Consider the following 16,970-nt stretch of genomic DNA (forward strand, 5'->3'; position numbering starts at 1 on the left):
TTCTGGCCGCGCTGATCGTGCCGAAGATCATGAGCCGTCCGGACGAAGCGCGCCGCGTGGCGGCGAAGCAGGACATCGGCACCATCATGCAGTCGCTCAAGCTGTACCGGCTCGACAACGGCCGCTATCCGACCCAGGAGCAGGGCCTGCGCGCGCTGATCGAAAAGCCGACCACGGACCCGATCCCGAACAACTGGAAGGACGGCGGCTATCTCGAGCGTCTGCCGAACGATCCGTGGGGCAATACGTATCAGTACCTGAATCCGGGCGTGCACGGCGAGATCGACGTGTTCAGCTATGGCGCGGACGGCAAGCCGGGCGGCGAAGGCAACGATGCCGACGTCGGCTCGTGGCAGTAGGCGTCGTTTGCTTCCCTGATATTGACGTTGATCGTTACCGGCACCATGCGACCGTCCGACTGCACGCTTCACGCATCATCATCACGTGCGGCCACCACGCACGCTGAATGCGCTGACGGCACGCGCGCGCATGCATTGCGCGTGATCGCTCGCGGGCATGCGTCGCGCGCGAGTACGCACAGGCGGCCGCGAGGCTTCACGCTGCTCGAAATGCTCGTGGTGCTGGTGATCGCGGGGCTGCTGGTGTCGCTCGCGGCGCTGTCGATGAACCGCAATCCGCGCACCGATCTGAACGAAGAGGCGCAGCGTCTGGCGCTGCTGTTCGAATCGGCGGGCGACGAGGCGCAGGTGCGCGCGCGGCCGATTGCGTGGCTGCCCATCGAAGGCGGCTTTCGTTTCGACATCCACACGAACGACGGCTGGCGTCCGCTGCGCGACGACGACCTGCTCGGGCCGCGCCAGTGGGAAGGCGGCGTGACGGGCGTGGCGATCGACTATCCGGGCTCCGACACGCATTCGGAGCGCATCGTGTTCGGCACCGAGAGCATCGATACGCCCGTGCAGGTCACGCTGTTTTCCCCCGTCGGCCGCGCGACGATCGTCGGCACCGGCAACGGCCGTTACGAGGTGCGCTGATGATGCGCGCGCTTCGTGTGCGCCGTTCGCGCGGCGCTGTGAATAACGCCCTTGTCGAAGGCTTCACGATGATCGAAGTGCTGGTTGCGCTGGCGATCATTGCGGTGGCGCTGGCGGCATCGCTGCGCGCGGTCGGCAGTCTCGCGACGGGCGAAGCGGACCTGCACCGGCGCCTGCTGGCCGGCTGGAGCGCGGACAATGCGCTCGCGCAACTGCATCTGGCGCATACGTGGCCCGACGTCGGCACGCAGAGCTTCGACTGCTCGCAGGGCAACCTGCAGCTGATCTGCACGGAACACGTCAGCGCGACGCCGAACCCGGTGTTCAGGCGGGTCGAGCTTTCGGTGACGACGCCGGGACATCCCGGCAATCTCGCACAGCTGGTAACGGTGATCGGGAATGAAACAAACCGTTCGCTCTAGACCCAGCGTCGCGCGCGCTCGCCGATCGCCGCTGCTCGCAAAGACGGTGGGCGGCTTCACGCTGATCGAGCTGCTCGTCGCGATTGCGATTCTCGCCGTGATCGCGGTGCTGTCGTGGCGCGGGCTCGACCAGATCATCCGCGGACGGCAGACGATCACCAACGCGATGGAAGACGAGCGCGTGTTCGCGCAGCTGTTCGACCAGATGCGCATCGACGCGCGCAACGCCGCATCGGACGACGAAGCGGGCGAGCCGGCCGTCGCCGTGAACGGCAACGCGCTGCAGATCGTGCGCTACATGCACACGTCGGGGACGGCGCCGCGGCTCGTAGTCGTGCGCTACCGGATCACCAGTGGACGCATCATCCGTTATGCGTCGCCGCCGCTGTCGAATATCGGCGAGGTGCGGCGCGCGCTGGGCGGCGGCGAGAACGAAAACTGGAGTTCCGTGCCGCTGATGGGCGGTGTCGGCGCGATCACGGCCAGGCTGTATGTGCCGAAGGTCGGCTGGACGATGCAGATGAAAGACGTGCAGTCGGCGATCACCGAGAACGACAATAACCTCAAGGTTCCGCAGCTGGGCAATGCGCCGTTGCCCCGCTCCGTGACGGGACTCGAGGTGAGTGTCGGGGCCAGTTCGCTGGCGCGGCCTGTCGTCCGGGTTTTTCTTGTGGGGGAGTGATATGCGTGCTCGCCGTGTCGTCTTGCCCTCTCGTCAACGCAGCAGCCAGCGCGGCGCTGCCATCATCAGCGCGCTGCTGGTCGTCGCGCTGTCGGCGATTCTCGTAGCCGGCATGCTGTGGCGGCAGCAGGTGCAGATCCGGCGCATCGAAAACCAGCGGCTGCTTGCGCAGGCGCAGTGGGTGTCGCGCGGCGCGCTCGACTGGACGCGCCTCATTTTGCGCTCCGAAGGCGATACGTCCGCGGGCATCACGTACCTCGGCGGCGTGTGGGGCGTGCCGATTGCGCGCACGCGTCTGTCCGACTTTCTCGGGCAGATCGGCGAGGTGCGCGCGCAAGAAGGCGCGGCGACGTATGTTTCCGGGTCGATCGAGGACGCGCAGGCCAAATTCAACCTGCGCAATCTCGTGTCGACGGCCGTGCCCGGCGCGCTCACGCTGAACATCCAGCAGGTCCAGGCGTTCCAGCGGCTGCTGCAGCTGCTCGGCATCAACGGCCAGCTCGCGAAGACTACGGCGCTCCAGTTGCGCGCCGGGCTACGGATGTCGGCGACGCGGTTCCAGACGCCGACCAATCCGCTGACGGGCGCCTCGCAGCAGAGCCCGCAGACAGCGCTGCAGGGCGGCGCCGTCGGCGGCGGCAACTACACCGATCAGCCCGGCCTCGAAGATGCCGACGAGAATGCGCCCGTCGCGCCGATCCAGATGACGGGCGTCGATTCGCTGCTCGACGTGCCGGGCTTCACGCCCGACATGATCGCGCGGCTGCGCCCGTTCGTGACCGTGCTGCCGACGGCCACGGCCGTCAATATGAATACGGCGCCCGCAGAAGTGATCGCGGCCATCGTGCCGGGAATGAGTCTGTCGACCGCGCAGGCCCTGGTCGCGCGGCGCGAGACCGTATTCTTTCGCAACGTCGGCGATGTGCAGCTGGCGCTGCGCGGCTCGGGCGCCCAGCAACTGGTGTTCGATCCGAACCAGATGGACGTGAATACCAGTTACTTCCTCGTCCACGGCCGCGTCGAGCACGAGCGCGCCGAGGTCGACCGCACCACCCTCATCTACCGCGACGCGCTCACGCACACGACGCGTATCGTATGGGGACGAGACCAGCTATGAACATTGCAATTTCCCGAGAGAGTGGCCATTGAGCACGCTGATCGTTCTTTTGCCGCCGCGTGATCCGGCGGTGCCGTCGCAGGAATGGGAACTGCCCGACCTGCCGTTCCTGCTGCTCGACAAGTCGGGCCGCATCCAGCGCGCCGGCCGCTCGGCGCCCGGGCTGCTGCCGCGCGCGTCGTCGACCGTGCTGATGATCGGCGCGCGCGACTGCCTGATGCTCGCCGCCACGGTCCCGCCGCTCAAGGGCCCGCGCCTGCGCCAGGCGCTGCCGAACGTCGTCGAGGACCAGCTGATCCAGGACCCGCAGACCACGCACATCGCGCTCGACCCGCAGGCGCTCGACGGCAATCGTCACGTGCTCGCGATCGTCGATCGCGGCTGGTTCCGCTTTATCGTCGAAGGCTTCATGGCGGCGGGCCATCGCAATGTGAAGGCGGTGCCTGTCGCGCGGTGTCTGCCAGAGCCTGCTGTCGCCACGGCTGCTGCGCCTGCGCCCGAAGTGCATGCGGAAGAAACCGTCGCGGCCGGCGCGGATGCAGGGTCGTCGTCGCCGCGCGAAGAACCGGCGGCCGACGACATCACGCCCGTCGTCGCGGCGGTGCTGGGCAACGTGGTGTCGTCGACGGCCGTGGTGCTCGGCGAGGAAGCCATCGTCGATGCCGCACCGCCACGCGTCGAACTTGCGCTCACGCGCGGTCCGCTCGGCGAAGGGCTTGCCTTGCCAGAATCGGCCGTGAATGCGACGGTCGCCGCGCTCGCGGGCAACGCGCCCGTCACGCTCTACACGCTCGTCGATTTGCCCGGCAGCGAGCCGCGTCTGTCGTCGACCGCTCAGTCCGGACGCGGCTCACCTATCACGGGTGCGCTGCCACTGTCGTTCGAGACGCTCGCGCGCAACGCGATCCAGTGCCGCTTCGATCTCTGCCAGTTCGAGTTCGCGGTGCAGCCGTGGCGACTCGATCGCGCGACGCTGCGCCGTTTGCGCCTGCCGCTGTGGCTGCTGGCAGGGACCGTGCTGGTCGCGATCATCGGCGCGAACGTGCAGTGGCTGATGCTCTCGCGCCAGCGCGACGCGCTCAACGCGCAGACGGCGGAACTGCTGCTCAACACGTTTCCGAAGACGACGGTCGTACTCGACGCGCCGGACCAGATGGCGCGTCAGCTGCAGCAGTTGCGTGTCGCGGCAGGCGAGCTGTCGCCGGATGATTTCCTGTCGCTCGCGGACGGCCTCGCGCGCTCGCTCGGGCCGGTGCCCGTCAACGGCCTTGCCGCTCTGGAGTATCACGACCGGCGGCTCGACGTGACGTTCAAGCCCGAGGTCAAGGTCGATGCAGACTTCCCGCAGCGTCTGACACGCAATGGCCTGAACGGCGCGATCGACAGCAATACCGGCAAGTGGACCATCAGGAACGGACAATGAAAGCTGAACTCTTGAACGCGTGGGCCGGTTTCTGGGAAGGACGCACGGCGCGCGAAAAGGCGCTCCTGACGTGGGGCAGCGCGGTGCTGGCCGTCGTGATCGTGTGGTCGGTGGCGTGGGCGCCCGCGCAGGAAGGCCGCGCGCGGCTGCGCGAATCGATTCCGGGCCTGCAGCGTCAGCTCTCGCAGATGACCGCGCAAGCCAACGAGGCGCGCACGCTGTCGGCGGCGGCCCAGGGCGCTGCGCCGACGGGCGGCGCGCTCAAGGATGCGCTGACGGCCTCGCTGAACGATCACGGTCTCGCGCCGACGCAGGTGCAGGTGCTCGGCAACGCCGTGCAGATCCAGCTGAAGAACGCGTCGTTTCCGGCATGGACGCAATGGCTCGACGACGCGCGCCGGCAGTTCAAGGTGCAGGTGTCCGAAGCGCACGTGACGGGGCTGAAGGCCGACGGCCAAGTGGACCTGACGGCATCGCTGCAACCCGCGACCATCAAATGACGGCGCTGCCACGGGACCACGCATGAATGTCTGGATGCGGCGATTGCGCATCGCGCTGCCCTGGATCGTCGTCGCGTTTATCGCGAATCTGGTTGTCTTGCTCGTGATGGCGCCTGCCGCGTGGATCACGCCGCAGTTCTCGAAGGCCACGCAAGGGCACGTGAATCTCATCGATCCGTCGGGGTCGCTGTGGCACGGCTCGGCTTCGCTGATGCTCGCGGCCGGGCCCGGCGCCGAAGCGGCCACGCTGCTGCCGGGTCGCATCGAATGGCATACGTCTTTCTGGCCGCTCTTCACGGGCCGCGTGCGCATGCAGATGCGGCAAAGCGAAGCGATGCCCGACCCTGTCACCGTCGACGCGACGCTGCGCAGCGCGACGCTTTCGGGCGGCACGATTACCGTGTCGGCTTCGCTGCTCGCGGGTCTGGGCGCGCCGTTCAATACGCTCGATCTGCAAGGCGACGTGCGCCTCACATGGACCGACTGGCGCAGCTTCAACCGCCAGACGTACGGTCAGTTGATCATCACGCTGAACGACATGAGCTCGCGCGTCTCGCGCGTGAAGCCGCTCGGGTCGTATCGCGTCGTGTTCCAGGCGCAGGGAGCGGCGGGCACGCTCGACCTGACGACATCGAAGGGACCGCTGCTGCTCACCGGTCACGGCACGCTCAGCGAAGCGTCGACGTCGTTCAACGGCCAGGCGAGCGCGACGCCCGATGCCGCCGACAATCTCGCCGGATTGCTGAATGTGCTCGGGCGCCCGACGGGTCCCGGACAGGTCGCGCTGACTTTCACCCACTGACCTTCGCGCGGGTCACAGACGATCACAAACACAACGGCCACCATGTTCGCGCGTGGCGGCCGTTTGCGTTTGCGTTGCGTTCGAGTCGTGCGTGTAAGTGAGGCTCAGCCTTGAGTTCAACCGGCTGCGGCCGCTTTTGCAACAGGCGTGGCGGGTGTAGCTGCCGGCGCCGACGCTGGCGCGGGTGCCGCGACGCCGCCCGTCTCGCGGTCCATCTGCAATGCATCCCAGCCGCCGCCCAGCGCTTTCACGAGACCCACCGACGACACCATCCGCTGACCCGCGATGCTCGCGAGCTTCTGCTCTGCCGTGAACGCGGTGGTTTGCGCGGTCAGTACGTTCAGATAACCGACGGTGCCTGACTTGTACTGATTGGTGACGATGTCGAGCGCCTGCTGCGCGGACTGCACGGCTGCCTGCTGAACTGTGATTTCCCGCTCGAGGATGCGCAGCGATGCAAGGTTATCCTCGACATCCTGGAATGCCGTCAGCACCGTCAGCCGATACGTGGCGACGTCCTGGTCATATGCGGCGCGCGCCGCTTGCGTCTGGGCGCTGCGCAGGCCTGCATCGAAAATCGTCGCGGCCAGTTGCGGGCCGAGCGTCCAGAAGCGCGACGGCGCCGTCAGCAGTTGCGAGAACACCGAGCTTTCGAAGCCGCCACTCGCGGACAGTGTCAGCGTCGGGAAGAACGCGGAAATCGCAACGCCGATCTGCTCGTTCGCCGCTGCGGCCTTGCGTTCCGCCGACGCGATATCCGGCCGCCGTTCGAGCAGCGCGGACGGCAACTGCGCGGGCACGGCGGGCGGCACGGCGTCGAGGGGCGCGGGCGGCAGCGAAAAGGTCGAAGCCGGTTCGCCGACCAGCACGGCGATCGCATGCTCGTTCTGCGCGCGCGCGACGCCGTTGTCGATGGCCGCGGCTTGCGCCGATTGCAGCTGCGTTTGCGCCTGAATCACATCCGAGCGCGCGGCGACGCCTTGCGCATAGCGGTTCTGCGTGAGCGTGAGCGTGCGCTGATAGGCAGCGACCGTGTCGTCGAGCAGCTTTTGCTGCGCGTCGAGCGAACGGATATTGAAGTAGGTTTGCGCGAGCGTGGCCTGCGCGGAAAGGCGAGTGTTCGCCAGATCGGCGGCCGCGCTTTGCTGGCCGGCTTTTTGCGCGGCGACGGTGCGGCTGACCTTGCCCCAGAGGTCCGGTTCCCAGGTGGCGTCGAGCGACAGGTTGTAGCTGTTGCTGATCGTGCCAGAGCTGCTCAGCGATGACGTCGTGCCGCCGCCCCCGCCTGTCACTGAGCCGCTGAAGTTGCGGCTTGGCGAGCGCGAACGCGTGGCGTCTCCCGACGCGCTAATCACGGGGAAATACGCGGCGCGCGCCTCGCCGACGAGCGCGCGCGCCTGCCGGTACGCGGCGGCGAACTGCGCGATGCTCTGGTTCGACGCGTTGAGCTTGTCTTCGAGCGCGTTCAGTTGCGGATCGTTGTAGATGCCCCACCAGCTGCCACGATCCTGCTGGTCGGCGGGCTGCGCGACTTTCCAGCCGTCGGCGGCTTCCTTGTATGAAGCGGGAACGTCGACGGACGGCCGTTTGTAGTCGGGACCGACGGCGCAGCCGGCAAGCGCGGCCATCAGCGCAGCGGCGACGGCTACGCTTAGCACGCGCGGCCGCGCGACGTTCGCGACTGCGGCACGGGCGCGCGAAGTTCGATTAAACCGCATGCAAATGAATTCCTGTTGATTCGGATGGCGCAACGCGCCGACGCTGTCGCTGAGCGGCCGCCCGCGCGACAACCGGCGCGTCTCCGCGATGGCTCGAATGGCAGCTTACGCGGCGCCTGCGACGAAAACAGAAGAGTAATGCGGCACGCGCTTAACGTGTGTTACCGACGGTGAGTCGACGGTTACGCGCCGTTACGGGAAGGCGCGCCGGGGCGTGGGAAAACGAAGGCCGCCTGTCGCGGCGGCCTTGGTCGCGAGAAACAGCAGATTCTTCAGACGCGCGGATCAGCCGTCGTCTGCCGCGCCTGTTTGCCTGCGGCCGCGCGGCAAGGCGGCGAATCGGAACGCGCCCGTCAAATTGCAGCGGCGGGCGCGATCGTCTGACGGTTGCCCGTGGACCGGGCTTTGAGCGGAGCGGCCAACAGCGCGACGGGCCTGACAGCCTGCGTTCTGGCCTTGCGCGAGCGCCGGCGTTCGATCCACGCGAAGAGCAATACCCCAAGAGACCCGCCCGGCAGAACGAAGATCACCGCATACAGGGCCACTTTCCACCAGCGGTGGGTCCCTTGAAGTGTTTGTAGCGCCGACTCGGTCAATGAGCGGCTCCAGCCGCCGAAGGTGTTTTTCAGGTACAGCATCGCGGGAATCCTCTGTGCGCCGGCAAAGGAAGGCGCACGCAAGTGCGGTCAGAACATGGTCTCCGATGACGCGGATCGCGTAACTCGTTGCCTGTAATAATATTGACCATGCAATTAATTTTCAACATACTGTGCTTCGCAGCATGGTCTTGTGTTGTTTTTTGGGATGGCATTTCTTGTCGGCCGCCGGCGTGTTTGATTTCGCTGCCTGGGCAGATAGAATCCCTGAAGTCCATGCGGTGCGTATCCGCCCTGCGGTTTTCATTAGAACTCTCATGACAGACGGCCCGTATCAGCCGGAGTCGATTCACCTCGAGTCGAGCCTCGGTTATTACCTGACCAAAGCGCGGAATGTGCTGGTCGACCGCACGGATCGGGCGGTCGCGCACCTCGGGCTGACGACGCAGCAGATCGGCGTGATCCTGCTGCTGTCGTGCGGCCGCGCGACGACGCCATTCGAGTTGTCGCGGGCCATGGCGTACGACAGCGGCTCGATGACGCGAATGCTCGATCGCCTCGAAAAGAAAGGGCTGATCGCGCGCTCGCGCAGTGACAAGGATCGACGCATCGTGAAGCTGGAACTCACGTCGCAAGGCCTTCACGCCGCGTCGCAATTGCCGGGGATCGGCGCGGCCGTGCTCAATGAACAGCTGCGCGGTTTTTCCGAAGCGGATCTGGCGACGTTGATCGAGCTGCTGAGCCGTTTCATTGCCAACGGCATCGATGCAGGAAACGGTGCTGGCGGCTGTCGCGCTGGCGGCGAACACGAAGACGAAGAACACGGATCGTCCGCTTCGAGCGACGACGTGTAAGCGGCCGCGCCGAGCACGGCTTTGTTTTGAAGATATAGCTGTCTGGGCAGAGAGTGTCGGGACATGAAAGTGTGGTCATATGTGGACCGCATTTCCATGCCGCGGCAAGTTCTTCTGCCGCGACTGGGAGAATACGCGAATGAGCGCATCGACTTCCGCTTCCGACGACGCGACGGCTGAATTGCCGGCCTCCTCCGACGCGCCCGCGTCCGATGCCGCGCCACCCGGCGCGTCTGTGTCTGGCAACCTTGCTGCACCGGCCCCCGCCCCGCTTGCCGGCGGCACGCTGGCGCTGCTCACCGTGGGCCTCGCGTTGGGCACGTTCATGGAAGTGCTCGACACGTCGATCGCCAATGTCGCCGTGCCGACGATTTCCGGCAGCCTCGGCGTTGCGACGAGCGAAGGCACGTGGGTCATTTCGTCGTATTCGGTCGCATCGGCGATCGCCGTGCCGCTGACGGGCTGGCTCGCGCGGCGCGTCGGCGAAGTGCAGCTGTTCACGCTGTCGGTGCTGTTGTTTACGCTGGCGTCCGCCGCCTGTGGCTTTGCTCAGAACTTCGAATCACTGATCGCGTTCCGTCTGATCCAGGGGCTCGTGTCGGGGCCGATGGTGCCGTTGTCGCAGACGATTCTTATGCGTTCGTATCCGCTCGAAAAGCGCGGCCTCGCACTCGGCTTGTGGGCGATGACGGTGATCGTCGCGCCGATCTTCGGCCCGGTGATGGGCGGCTGGATCACCGACAACTACACGTGGCCGTGGATCTTCTACATCAATCTGCCGATCGGTCTGTTTTCGGCGGCGTGCGCGTTTCTGCTGCTGCGCGGGCGCGAAACGCCGACCACGAAACAGCGCATCGATGGCATCGGACTCGGGCTGCTCGTGACGGGCGTCGCGTGTTTGCAGATGATGCTCGACCTCGGCAAGGACCGCGACTGGTTCAATTCGACGTTCATCGTCGCGCTCGCGATCATCGCGGTGACGTCGCTTGCCTTTATGCTCGTGTGGGAGATGACTGAGAAAGAGCCGGTTGTCGAGCTGACGCTTTTCAAGGACCGCAATTTCGCACTCGGCGCGCTGATCATCTCGTTCGGCTTCATGGCGTTCTTCGGCTCCGTGGTGATCTTTCCGCTCTGGCTGCAGACGGTGATGGGCTACACGGCGGGACTCGCCGGGCTCGCGACGGCGCCTGTCGGCCTGCTCGCGCTCGTGTTGTCGCCGATGATCGGACGCAACATGCATCGGCTGAATCTGCGAATCGTTGCGAGCTTCGCGTTCGTCGTGTTCGCGTTCGTGTCGCTGTGGAACTCGACGTTCACGCTCGATGCGCCGTTCAATCAGATGATCCTGCCGCGCCTCGTGCAGGGCATCGGCGTTGCGTGCTTCTTCGTGCCGATGACGACGATCACGCTGTCCAGCATCACGGACGAGCGTCTGGCGAGCGCCTCCGGGTTATCGAATTTTCTGCGGACCTTGTCGGGCGCAATCGGTACGGCGATCAGCACGACGTATTGGGAAAACGACGCGATCTATCACCATGCGGTGTTGTCGGAATCGGTGAGCGCCTATTCGGCGAATACGACGTCTTATAGCGATCTGCTGACGTCGTTGGGTCTTCAGGGGCAAGCTGTGACGGCGCAACTGAACGAGATCGTCACGCAGCAAGGCTACATGATGGCGACCAACGATTTCTTCCGCATTTCGTTTGCGTGTTTCATCGTGCTCGCGTGTCTGGTGTGGGTTACGAAGCCCCAAAAAGGCGCGGCGGCATCAATGGGACATTGACGCCGCCGCTGGGAACGGAAGCGCGATCGCTCCCGGATACTTCGCTGCGAGAGAGATTACTTCCCGTCGATCTGAATCTCGACTCGACGGTTCTTCGCGCGTCCGACCGCGCTCGTGTTCGGCGCGACGGGCGACGCCGCGCCATAGCCCTGGACGTCCCACCTGGAAGCACGCATGCCGGCCGTCGCGAGATAGCGCTGCACGGAGCGGGCGCGCGCCGCCGAAAGACGCTCATTCAGCTTCGCCGAGCCGGTGGAATCGGTGTAGCCGGCGATCGTCAGACGTTCGATACCGACATCGCGATTTTGCGCGATGAAGTTGTCGAGCTTCGCGGTTGCTGCGGGTGTCAACACGGCGCTGTTGACGGCGAAGTTTGCGTCGGACTGCAACGTCACTTTGCGCACAGGCGCCACGACGGGCGCGGCGACAGGCGTTGCTACGACCGCGGGCGCTGGCGTCGCGACGACGGGCGTCTCGCACTGGAACGTGATTTCGCGCCGCTCGTTCAGCCACACGAAATCCGTCGATTTGGGATCGGCCGGATCGATGCGTTTGACCTGCTTGTCGCCGCAAAGACGCTGGACTTCGTCCATGCAGGCTTGCATGCCTTCCGCCAGACCGAGACACTGCACGCGATACGCTTGCGTTCCGTCGGAGAGCGTGACGATGTCGGTATTGTGGGTTGGGCCTGAATACGACGTGCAGCCCGCGATACCCGCAGCGCATGCAATGGCCGTCAGAGTACGAATAAACATAAAGACTTTCCCGATGATGAAAAATAAGCCTGCGAGACGATGAGTCTTGCGAGCCTAATTCCCAATCGGAGAAGTCTTAAAAATGCTTTGACGCCCCTTGAGTGCTCTTACTGAGAGACCGGCTCTCCTGTCGGCGACGATGTCGATTGCCCGTTAGTTCCGGCCGCTTGACCGGACGTCGCCGGCGACGCCAGATTCGGCGAGCTTGCCCGTACGAACTGCTTGAAATCGGCGCCGGCCTCCCAGGGATTCGGCTTGCATCCGAGCGAACTGTCGCAATGCGCGGCGAAGCCGATCGTCGACGTGCCGTCGTTGTTCGGCGTCTTCGTGATCTCGAAGGCGAGCGCGCGCTTGCCCCCCTCGGGGCCCGTCGTCTGGATCAGCGAATCCGTTGCGGTCGCGACCTCATAGCGCGAATGCGTCGTGACCCACGAGTGCGCGCGCTGCCACCAGGCGTCGCACTGGGCTTTGCTCGTGCAGGTCAGTGGCGCGGTCGCGATCTGCATCACATCGGGATTGACCTGCCCTTGCGTCGAACAGCCAGCGGCCAGCACGCAGAGCACGGCCATCAGACTTTTTCTCATCACCGGACTTCCTCCCATTTGTAAGGCCGAGCACTAAGGCGCTGCGTTATGAAAGTTGGACCGCAGCCGCAGCGGCATGTTTCATCAGGCGAGCATGGCGCACGTGAGCCGATCGGCATTGAGGCAGCGCAACATCGACGTGCAGCAATTTCCGGCCCAGACGGGATTTGATGCAGGCACAAAAAAGGCAGCACGGGCTGCCCTTTTTGCTGCGCGGCTCAGGCTCAGATGCTCGCCGTCTTTCGCGCTAAACGCTGAAGCGGTTCAGCGTGTAAGCGCGATACGCGGCTACGAACGCATCGAACGAACCGACTTCTTCGCGCTCCAGCTTCTGCTGTTGGGCCAGCGATTCGACGGCCAGCGCGGCGAATTCCTGCGCTTGCGTCGGATCCAGCGGACGCGCTCGGAAATGCTCCGCGTGCGCGACGCTTTGAGCGAGGCCGAATGCGAGAAAGCTTTGCTGTTTGTCGCGCATGATCTGCAGCACGCGGGCCGATGGCGTCAGCGACGTATCCGCGAGCTTCGCGCGTTGTGTAGCGACCGAGCGCGCGTGGCTGTCGTCGCCGCGAATCCGATCGAGCGCGGCGGCTGCGTGATCGATCTTCGCGAGCAGTTCGTTGGCCCAGTCGAGCATGTTGACGGGTTGCCCATCGCGGACCAGTTCGAGGCCGGGCTTGCGCCCTTCCATCGTCACGCGGCCGAAGTTCTGGTTCGCTTCCGTGTAGGCCGGCGGCGGCAGCGGCGCGCTGTCGTCGAGCGCGCAGACGAGCAGATAGGCGTCGAGAAAACGCGCCGTCTCGAGCGAGATGCCCGTCGGCTCGAACGGATCGATGTCCATGCAGCGCACTTCGACGTACTGCACGCCGCGCGCGGCGAGTGCATGCAACGGCCGCTCGCCCGAATACGTGACGCGCTTCGGACGGATCGTCGAGTAGAACTCGTTTTCGATCTGCAGCACGTTGGTGTTGATCTGCACCCATTCGCCGTCGCGCTGCGTGCCGATTGCCTCGTACGGCGGATACGGCTGGCTGACGGCTTTCGCGAGCGCGTCGAGATAGCCCTGCAACGTGTCGTAGTCGGCGTGCAGCGCGGCTTGCGCGGTCGTGTTCGAATAGCCGAGGTCGCTCATGCGCAGGCTCGTCGCGTACGGACGATAGAGCGTGTCGGCGTCGAATGTTTCGAGCGTGTGCGGACGGCCGCGCAGGAAGCGCGCGTCGAGTGCCGGCGACGCGCCGAACAGATACATCAGCAGCCAGCTCGTGCGCCGGAAATTGCGGATCAGCGCGAGATAGCGCTCGGACTGGAAATCGACCGCGTTTGCCGTCGATTGCTGGTCGGCGCGAAGGAGCCGCCACACTTCTTCGTTCAACGAATAGTTGTAGTGAACACCCGCGATGCACTGCATCGTGCGTCCGTACCGCAGCGCGAGGCCGACGCGGTACACGTACTTCAACCTGCCGATGTTCGACGTGCCGTAGTCCGCAATGGGAATCTCGTCGTCCTCGGGGAGCAGGCCCGGCATCGAGTTGTTCCAGAGCAGTTCGTCGCCGATCGCCGAATAGACGAAGCGATGCAATGTATCGAGACGCTCGAGCGTGGTCGAAGCGTCATGCTCGGCTGGCGTGATGAGTTCGAGCAGCGCTTCCGAATAGTCGGTGGTCAGCGAAGGGTGCGTGAGTGCCGAGCCGAGCGTGCGTGGATGCGACGTCATCGCAAGATGGCCGTCCACCGTCACGCGCAGGCTTTCCTTTTCGATGCCGCGCAAACCGGTCGTCAGCGCGTCGCGCTGCGGGCCAGATGTCAGCACGGACAGGCGGTGCAACAGCGCGTCGGTCGTGCGGGAGAGTGTCGTGTTTGGCATTGATGCGGGTCGAACATCGTCGGCCGCCATGCGCCGCACGGTGCTGCTCGGCGCGGTCGACAACGTTCGGCGGAATTTTCGGTAGCGGGCACTTTAACATCTCGCCAGAACGGCTGCTTGGGGCCGTTTCGGGCGGCTAGTCGCGCTCGCGCGCGGCACATGACCACGCTTGTCTGCGATGACCGGTCCGCGTCCTTCACTCTACGCCGAGCCGAGGCGTGAAGTCGATCGACGGTATCTGCACAAGTTTGCGGAAGGCCGCTAGCCGCCGCGTGCGGCGCCCGCGCGATCGGCGACTTCGTTCCACAGATGCATCGCCGCATACGAGCGCCACGGCCGCCATGCGTCGGTGCGCGCGCGTTGCTGGTTGGGGCGGACGAGCGCCGGGTCGCGCGCGGCGATCGCCTGCATCAGCACGAGATCCCATGCGGGCCACGCGTCGGCGTCACGCCACGCGCGCATCGCGACGTATTCGACCGTCCACGGACCGATGCCCGGCAGCGCAAGCAGCGACGCGCGCAATTGCGCGACATCGACCGACGCGTTGGCGACGCTGTCGACGGGCACGTCTCCCGACGCGACGGCGCGCGCAAAGCCCTGCAGCGCATCGATGCGCTTGCCCGGCATGCCGATCTGCGCAAGGTCGACGGCGGCGAGCGCGGCGGGTGTCGGGAAGCGCCATGCCGTCGTTTCGTGCGGGTGGTCTTCGATGCGTTCACCTGCGCGCCGAACGATTCGTCCGATGATCGTCGTCGCGGCTTTCACGCTGACCTGCTGGCCGACGATCGCCCGGACGACGAGCTCGAACGCGGACCACGCGCCGGGTACGCGCAGACCCGGCACCGCATCGACGAGCGGCGCAAGCCAGGGATCGGCGGCAAGGCTCGCGCCGATTCCCTTCGGATCGGCATGCAGGTCGAACATGCGTGCGATCGGCGCTGCGAGCGCCTCTGCGTGACGGCTCGCCGCGCCGTCGATCGTGGCGACAATGCAGCGTCGCTTCGGATGCTTGTGCACGGCGAGCGTGCCGCTGTCGCCGTTCCAGTCGATCGCGCGGCGCCATACGCCGTCTTCGACTGCTTCGACGCCTGGCGTCGCGCGGCCCGCAAAGAAGCGCAGAACGCGCGGCCAGTCATAAGGCGCCTTGAACGGCAGTTCGAGCGTGGCGGTGGCGGTCTGCGTGGTGCTCACGCGGCGTGATCCATGTCGGCGATGGGTTGGGTGGCTTCGTCGTCGGCTTTCGCTTCGTGGTGCGCTTCCGCGTCGAGCAGCATCGCCTTGCGCGCGACGCCCCAGCGGTAGCCCGCCAGAGCACCGCCTTTCTGCACGACGCGATGGCATGGTATCGCGAGTGCGACGGGATTCGACGCGCAGGCGCTCGCGACGGCCCGCACTGCGCGCGGCGAGCCGACCGCTTCGGCGATCTGCGAGTAGCTGCGCGTTTCGCCGTAGGGGATGCGTCGCAACGCTTCCCACACGCGCTGCTGGAAAGCGGTCGCGGCGATGTCGAGCGGGAGATCGAAGCGCTGACGCTTGCCGCGCAAATACGCATCGATTTGCTCGATGAACGGCGCGAGCCGCGCGGGGTCGGCAATCAGTTCCGCGCTCGCGAATTCCTTGCGCAGGCCGTCCACGAGCGGCCGTTCATCGTCGCCAAAGGCGATCTTGCAGATGCCCTTGTCGGTTGTCGCGACCAGCACGAGGCCGAGCGAAGTCGGCGCGCTGGCGTAGCGGACGCGCAGTCCGGCACCCTTGCGCCGATATTCGGACGGCGCCATGCCGAGCTCGGCTGCCGCCGTATCGTACATGCGCGATGGCGAGCCGAAACCCGCGTCGACAGTCGCGCGCGTGACGTCCGCGCCGCGCTGCAACGCGTCGCGCAGCGCGGCGCCGCGTTGCGCCGCCTGATACTGGCGCGGCGACACGCCGACCACGCGTTTGAAGAGCCGCTGCAGATGAAACGGGCTGACGTGCACGGCCTCGCTCAACTGCGCGAGCGTGAGACGCCGCTGCGGATCGGCGTCGAGCGCGGCGCACGCGCGATTGACGATCTCGAGTTCGCGCGGCAAGCCGCCCGGCTGACAGCGCTTGCACTCGCGATAGCCGGCCGCGCGCGCCTCGTCGGTCGAGTCGAAAAAGTCGACGTTGTCCCGCCGCGGCAGCCGCGACGCGCACGACGGACGGCAGAATACGCCCGTCGTCCGGACGCCGTAGAAGAAGGCGCCGTCGGCGGACACGTCGCGGTTCAGAACGGCCGCCCAGCGTTCGTCGTCAGTGGCGAATGCGGCGGGAGCGGCTTTGGAGAAGGCTGTGTTCATCGTTTGCCCCGAGGGACGGTTTCGATGCTTACCACTTTAGCGAGCACGCTTACACACTACGCTCCGGTTCTTGCTCTGTCATTTGGCCCACGTGGTTGGCTGCGGCCGGCGGGTAAATTCCCAAATTTCGGGACAAAACGCGCCGATGAAAAAATTGGGGTTTTCCCTTAAAAAGTTATTGCGTCGCATCAAGCCGGCGTGTATAGTGGTTTCTGTCTCCTCCATGTCTCCTCCTGATATGGATTCAGCCCGCTCCAATCGAGCGGGCTTTTTTTCGTGTGCGCCCAGCATGGGCGCACTCCTGCGGGTGGAAGTCCCGCCATAAGCTGATCACGGCAAATGAAGTGAAGCGCAACTGCATGAGGGTGACCGAGTGTGGGGAGGAAGCGTGGAGCGTAAATCGCGAGCCGATGGACAAGAACCGTATAGAAGGCGCTGCCGAGCAGGGCGAGCGGGCACGTAACCGCGAAGCTCCCGTGATCAAGGCGAAGTGGCGTAGATGCGGCGGTTGTGCGATGAAGGAGTGCGTTCTTACCTGGGGAGATCTCGCCTTGTGCCTG

The 16,970-nt window shown here is 65.5% G+C and carries 17 protein-coding genes and 1 pseudogene; 10 read left to right on the plus strand and 8 right to left on the minus strand.

The genetic code is table 11. The features are described from left to right. The 8 genes from gspG to GCT13_RS43495 form a co-directional block, all read left to right on the plus strand. Positions 1–359: type II secretion system major pseudopilin GspG (gspG, locus tag GCT13_RS43460; protein ID WP_152758490.1), on the plus strand; the 359-nt coding region annotated here is incomplete at its 5' end. Between the two features lie 45 nt (positions 360–404). After that, complete coding sequence (locus GCT13_RS43465) at positions 405–995, plus strand: GspH/FimT family pseudopilin (RefSeq protein WP_152767922.1); 591 nt, start codon at positions 405–407, stop codon at positions 993–995. Then, complete coding sequence (gene gspI / locus GCT13_RS43470; protein WP_152767923.1) at positions 995–1,417, plus strand: type II secretion system minor pseudopilin GspI; 423 nt, start codon at positions 995–997, stop codon at positions 1,415–1,417. Before GCT13_RS43465 ends, gspI begins: the two co-directional genes overlap by 1 nt. After that, on the plus strand, positions 1,395–2,099 hold the full coding sequence (locus GCT13_RS43475; protein WP_152767924.1) for a PulJ/GspJ family protein: 705 nt from the start codon (positions 1,395–1,397) through the stop codon (positions 2,097–2,099). Before gspI ends, GCT13_RS43475 begins: the two co-directional genes overlap by 23 nt. Before the next feature lies 1 nt (position 2,100). Beyond that, the gene (gene gspK / locus GCT13_RS43480) at positions 2,101–3,216 is read left to right on the plus strand and encodes a type II secretion system minor pseudopilin GspK (protein ID WP_152767925.1); all 1,116 of its coding nucleotides are present in this window, start codon (positions 2,101–2,103) and stop codon (positions 3,214–3,216) included. A gap of 28 nt (positions 3,217–3,244) precedes the next feature. Then, the gene (gene gspL, locus GCT13_RS43485) at positions 3,245–4,639 is read left to right on the plus strand and encodes a type II secretion system protein GspL (protein WP_152767926.1); all 1,395 of its coding nucleotides are present in this window, start codon (positions 3,245–3,247) and stop codon (positions 4,637–4,639) included. Further along, positions 4,636–5,139: a type II secretion system protein GspM gene (gene gspM, locus GCT13_RS43490; protein ID WP_152767927.1), complete on the plus strand. Its 504-nt coding sequence runs from the start codon at positions 4,636–4,638 to the stop codon at positions 5,137–5,139. The genes gspL and gspM overlap by 4 nt, the downstream gene beginning before the upstream one ends. 22 nt (positions 5,140–5,161) lie before the next feature. After that, entirely contained in the window at positions 5,162–5,941 is a 780-nt protein-coding gene (locus GCT13_RS43495; RefSeq protein WP_152767928.1) for a type II secretion system protein N, read from the plus strand. Between the two features lie 116 nt (positions 5,942–6,057). On the opposite strand, the gene GCT13_RS43500 is transcribed toward GCT13_RS43495, so the two are convergent. Next, positions 6,058–7,659, minus strand: a complete 1,602-nt coding sequence (locus tag GCT13_RS43500; protein ID WP_152767929.1) for an efflux transporter outer membrane subunit — start codon at positions 7,657–7,659, stop codon at positions 6,058–6,060. Between the two features lie 272 nt (positions 7,660–7,931). Continuing rightward, positions 7,932–8,297: pseudogene (locus GCT13_RS43505) on the minus strand (hypothetical protein). A gap of 275 nt (positions 8,298–8,572) precedes the next feature. On the opposite strand from GCT13_RS43505, the gene GCT13_RS43510 reads away from it, so the two are divergent. Next, on the plus strand, positions 8,573–9,109 hold the full coding sequence (locus tag GCT13_RS43510; protein ID WP_152767930.1) for a MarR family winged helix-turn-helix transcriptional regulator: 537 nt from the start codon (positions 8,573–8,575) through the stop codon (positions 9,107–9,109). 139 nt (positions 9,110–9,248) lie between these two features. Beyond that, positions 9,249–10,892: a DHA2 family efflux MFS transporter permease subunit gene (locus GCT13_RS43515; protein ID WP_227747320.1), complete on the plus strand. Its 1,644-nt coding sequence runs from the start codon at positions 9,249–9,251 to the stop codon at positions 10,890–10,892. 56 nt (positions 10,893–10,948) lie between these two features. Here GCT13_RS43515 and GCT13_RS43520 read toward each other — a convergent pair whose 3' ends face one another. From GCT13_RS43520 to GCT13_RS48895, 6 genes are all read right to left on the minus strand, one after another. Next, the gene (locus GCT13_RS43520) at positions 10,949–11,647 is read right to left on the minus strand and encodes an OmpA family protein (protein WP_152767931.1); all 699 of its coding nucleotides are present in this window, start codon (positions 11,645–11,647) and stop codon (positions 10,949–10,951) included. Positions 11,648–11,754: 107 nt separating this feature from the next. Further along, positions 11,755–12,231 (minus strand): hypothetical protein, encoded by a 477-nt coding sequence (locus GCT13_RS43525; protein WP_152767932.1) that lies wholly within the window; start codon positions 12,229–12,231, stop codon positions 11,755–11,757. 247 nt (positions 12,232–12,478) lie between these two features. Then, positions 12,479–14,092, minus strand: coding sequence for a glutamate--cysteine ligase (gene gshA / locus GCT13_RS43530; protein ID WP_152767933.1), 1,614 nt, complete (start codon positions 14,090–14,092; stop codon positions 12,479–12,481). Between the two features lie 261 nt (positions 14,093–14,353). Next, positions 14,354–15,283, minus strand: a complete 930-nt coding sequence (locus GCT13_RS43535) for a DNA-3-methyladenine glycosylase family protein (protein ID WP_407670951.1) — start codon at positions 15,281–15,283, stop codon at positions 14,354–14,356. Next, on the minus strand, positions 15,280–16,410 hold the full coding sequence (ada, locus tag GCT13_RS43540; protein ID WP_152767934.1) for a bifunctional DNA-binding transcriptional regulator/O6-methylguanine-DNA methyltransferase Ada: 1,131 nt from the start codon (positions 16,408–16,410) through the stop codon (positions 15,280–15,282). The genes GCT13_RS43535 and ada overlap by 4 nt, the downstream gene beginning before the upstream one ends. Positions 16,411–16,488: 78 nt before the next feature. After that, positions 16,489–16,701 (minus strand): hypothetical protein, encoded by a 213-nt coding sequence (locus GCT13_RS48895; RefSeq protein ID WP_193727935.1) that lies wholly within the window; start codon positions 16,699–16,701, stop codon positions 16,489–16,491. Between the last annotated feature and the right edge of the window lie 269 nt (positions 16,702–16,970).

The sequence above is a fragment of the Paraburkholderia franconis genome (assembly GCF_009362735.1).
GTDB lineage: Bacteria > Pseudomonadota > Gammaproteobacteria > Burkholderiales > Burkholderiaceae > Paraburkholderia > Paraburkholderia franconis.

What these genes read in the sequence shown, in the direction of transcription:
- gshA (WP_152767933.1), bottom strand. Translation starts at nt 14,092, where the DNA reads ATGCCAAACACGACACTCTCCCGCACGACCGACGCGCTGTTGCACCGC.
- GCT13_RS43520 (WP_152767931.1), bottom strand. Translation starts at nt 11,647, where the DNA reads ATGTTTATTCGTACTCTGACGGCCATTGCATGCGCTGCGGGTATCGCG.
- GCT13_RS43475 (WP_152767924.1), top strand. Translation starts at nt 1,395, where the DNA reads ATGAAACAAACCGTTCGCTCTAGACCCAGCGTCGCGCGCGCTCGCCGA.
- GCT13_RS43525 (WP_152767932.1), bottom strand. Translation starts at nt 12,231, where the DNA reads ATGAGAAAAAGTCTGATGGCCGTGCTCTGCGTGCTGGCCGCTGGCTGT.
- ada (WP_152767934.1), bottom strand. Translation starts at nt 16,410, where the DNA reads ATGAACACAGCCTTCTCCAAAGCCGCTCCCGCCGCATTCGCCACTGAC.
- GCT13_RS43465 (WP_152767922.1), top strand. Translation starts at nt 405, where the DNA reads ATGCGACCGTCCGACTGCACGCTTCACGCATCATCATCACGTGCGGCC.
- GCT13_RS43515 (WP_227747320.1), top strand. Translation starts at nt 9,249, where the DNA reads ATGAGCGCATCGACTTCCGCTTCCGACGACGCGACGGCTGAATTGCCG.
- gspI (WP_152767923.1), top strand. Translation starts at nt 995, where the DNA reads ATGATGCGCGCGCTTCGTGTGCGCCGTTCGCGCGGCGCTGTGAATAAC.
- GCT13_RS43495 (WP_152767928.1), top strand. Translation starts at nt 5,162, where the DNA reads ATGAATGTCTGGATGCGGCGATTGCGCATCGCGCTGCCCTGGATCGTC.
- GCT13_RS43500 (WP_152767929.1), bottom strand. Translation starts at nt 7,659, where the DNA reads ATGCGGTTTAATCGAACTTCGCGCGCCCGTGCCGCAGTCGCGAACGTC.
- gspM (WP_152767927.1), top strand. Translation starts at nt 4,636, where the DNA reads ATGAAAGCTGAACTCTTGAACGCGTGGGCCGGTTTCTGGGAAGGACGC.
- GCT13_RS48895 (WP_193727935.1), bottom strand. Translation starts at nt 16,701, where the DNA reads ATGCTGGGCGCACACGAAAAAAAGCCCGCTCGATTGGAGCGGGCTGAA.
- GCT13_RS43510 (WP_152767930.1), top strand. Translation starts at nt 8,573, where the DNA reads ATGACAGACGGCCCGTATCAGCCGGAGTCGATTCACCTCGAGTCGAGC.
- gspK (WP_152767925.1), top strand. Translation starts at nt 2,101, where the DNA reads ATGCGTGCTCGCCGTGTCGTCTTGCCCTCTCGTCAACGCAGCAGCCAG.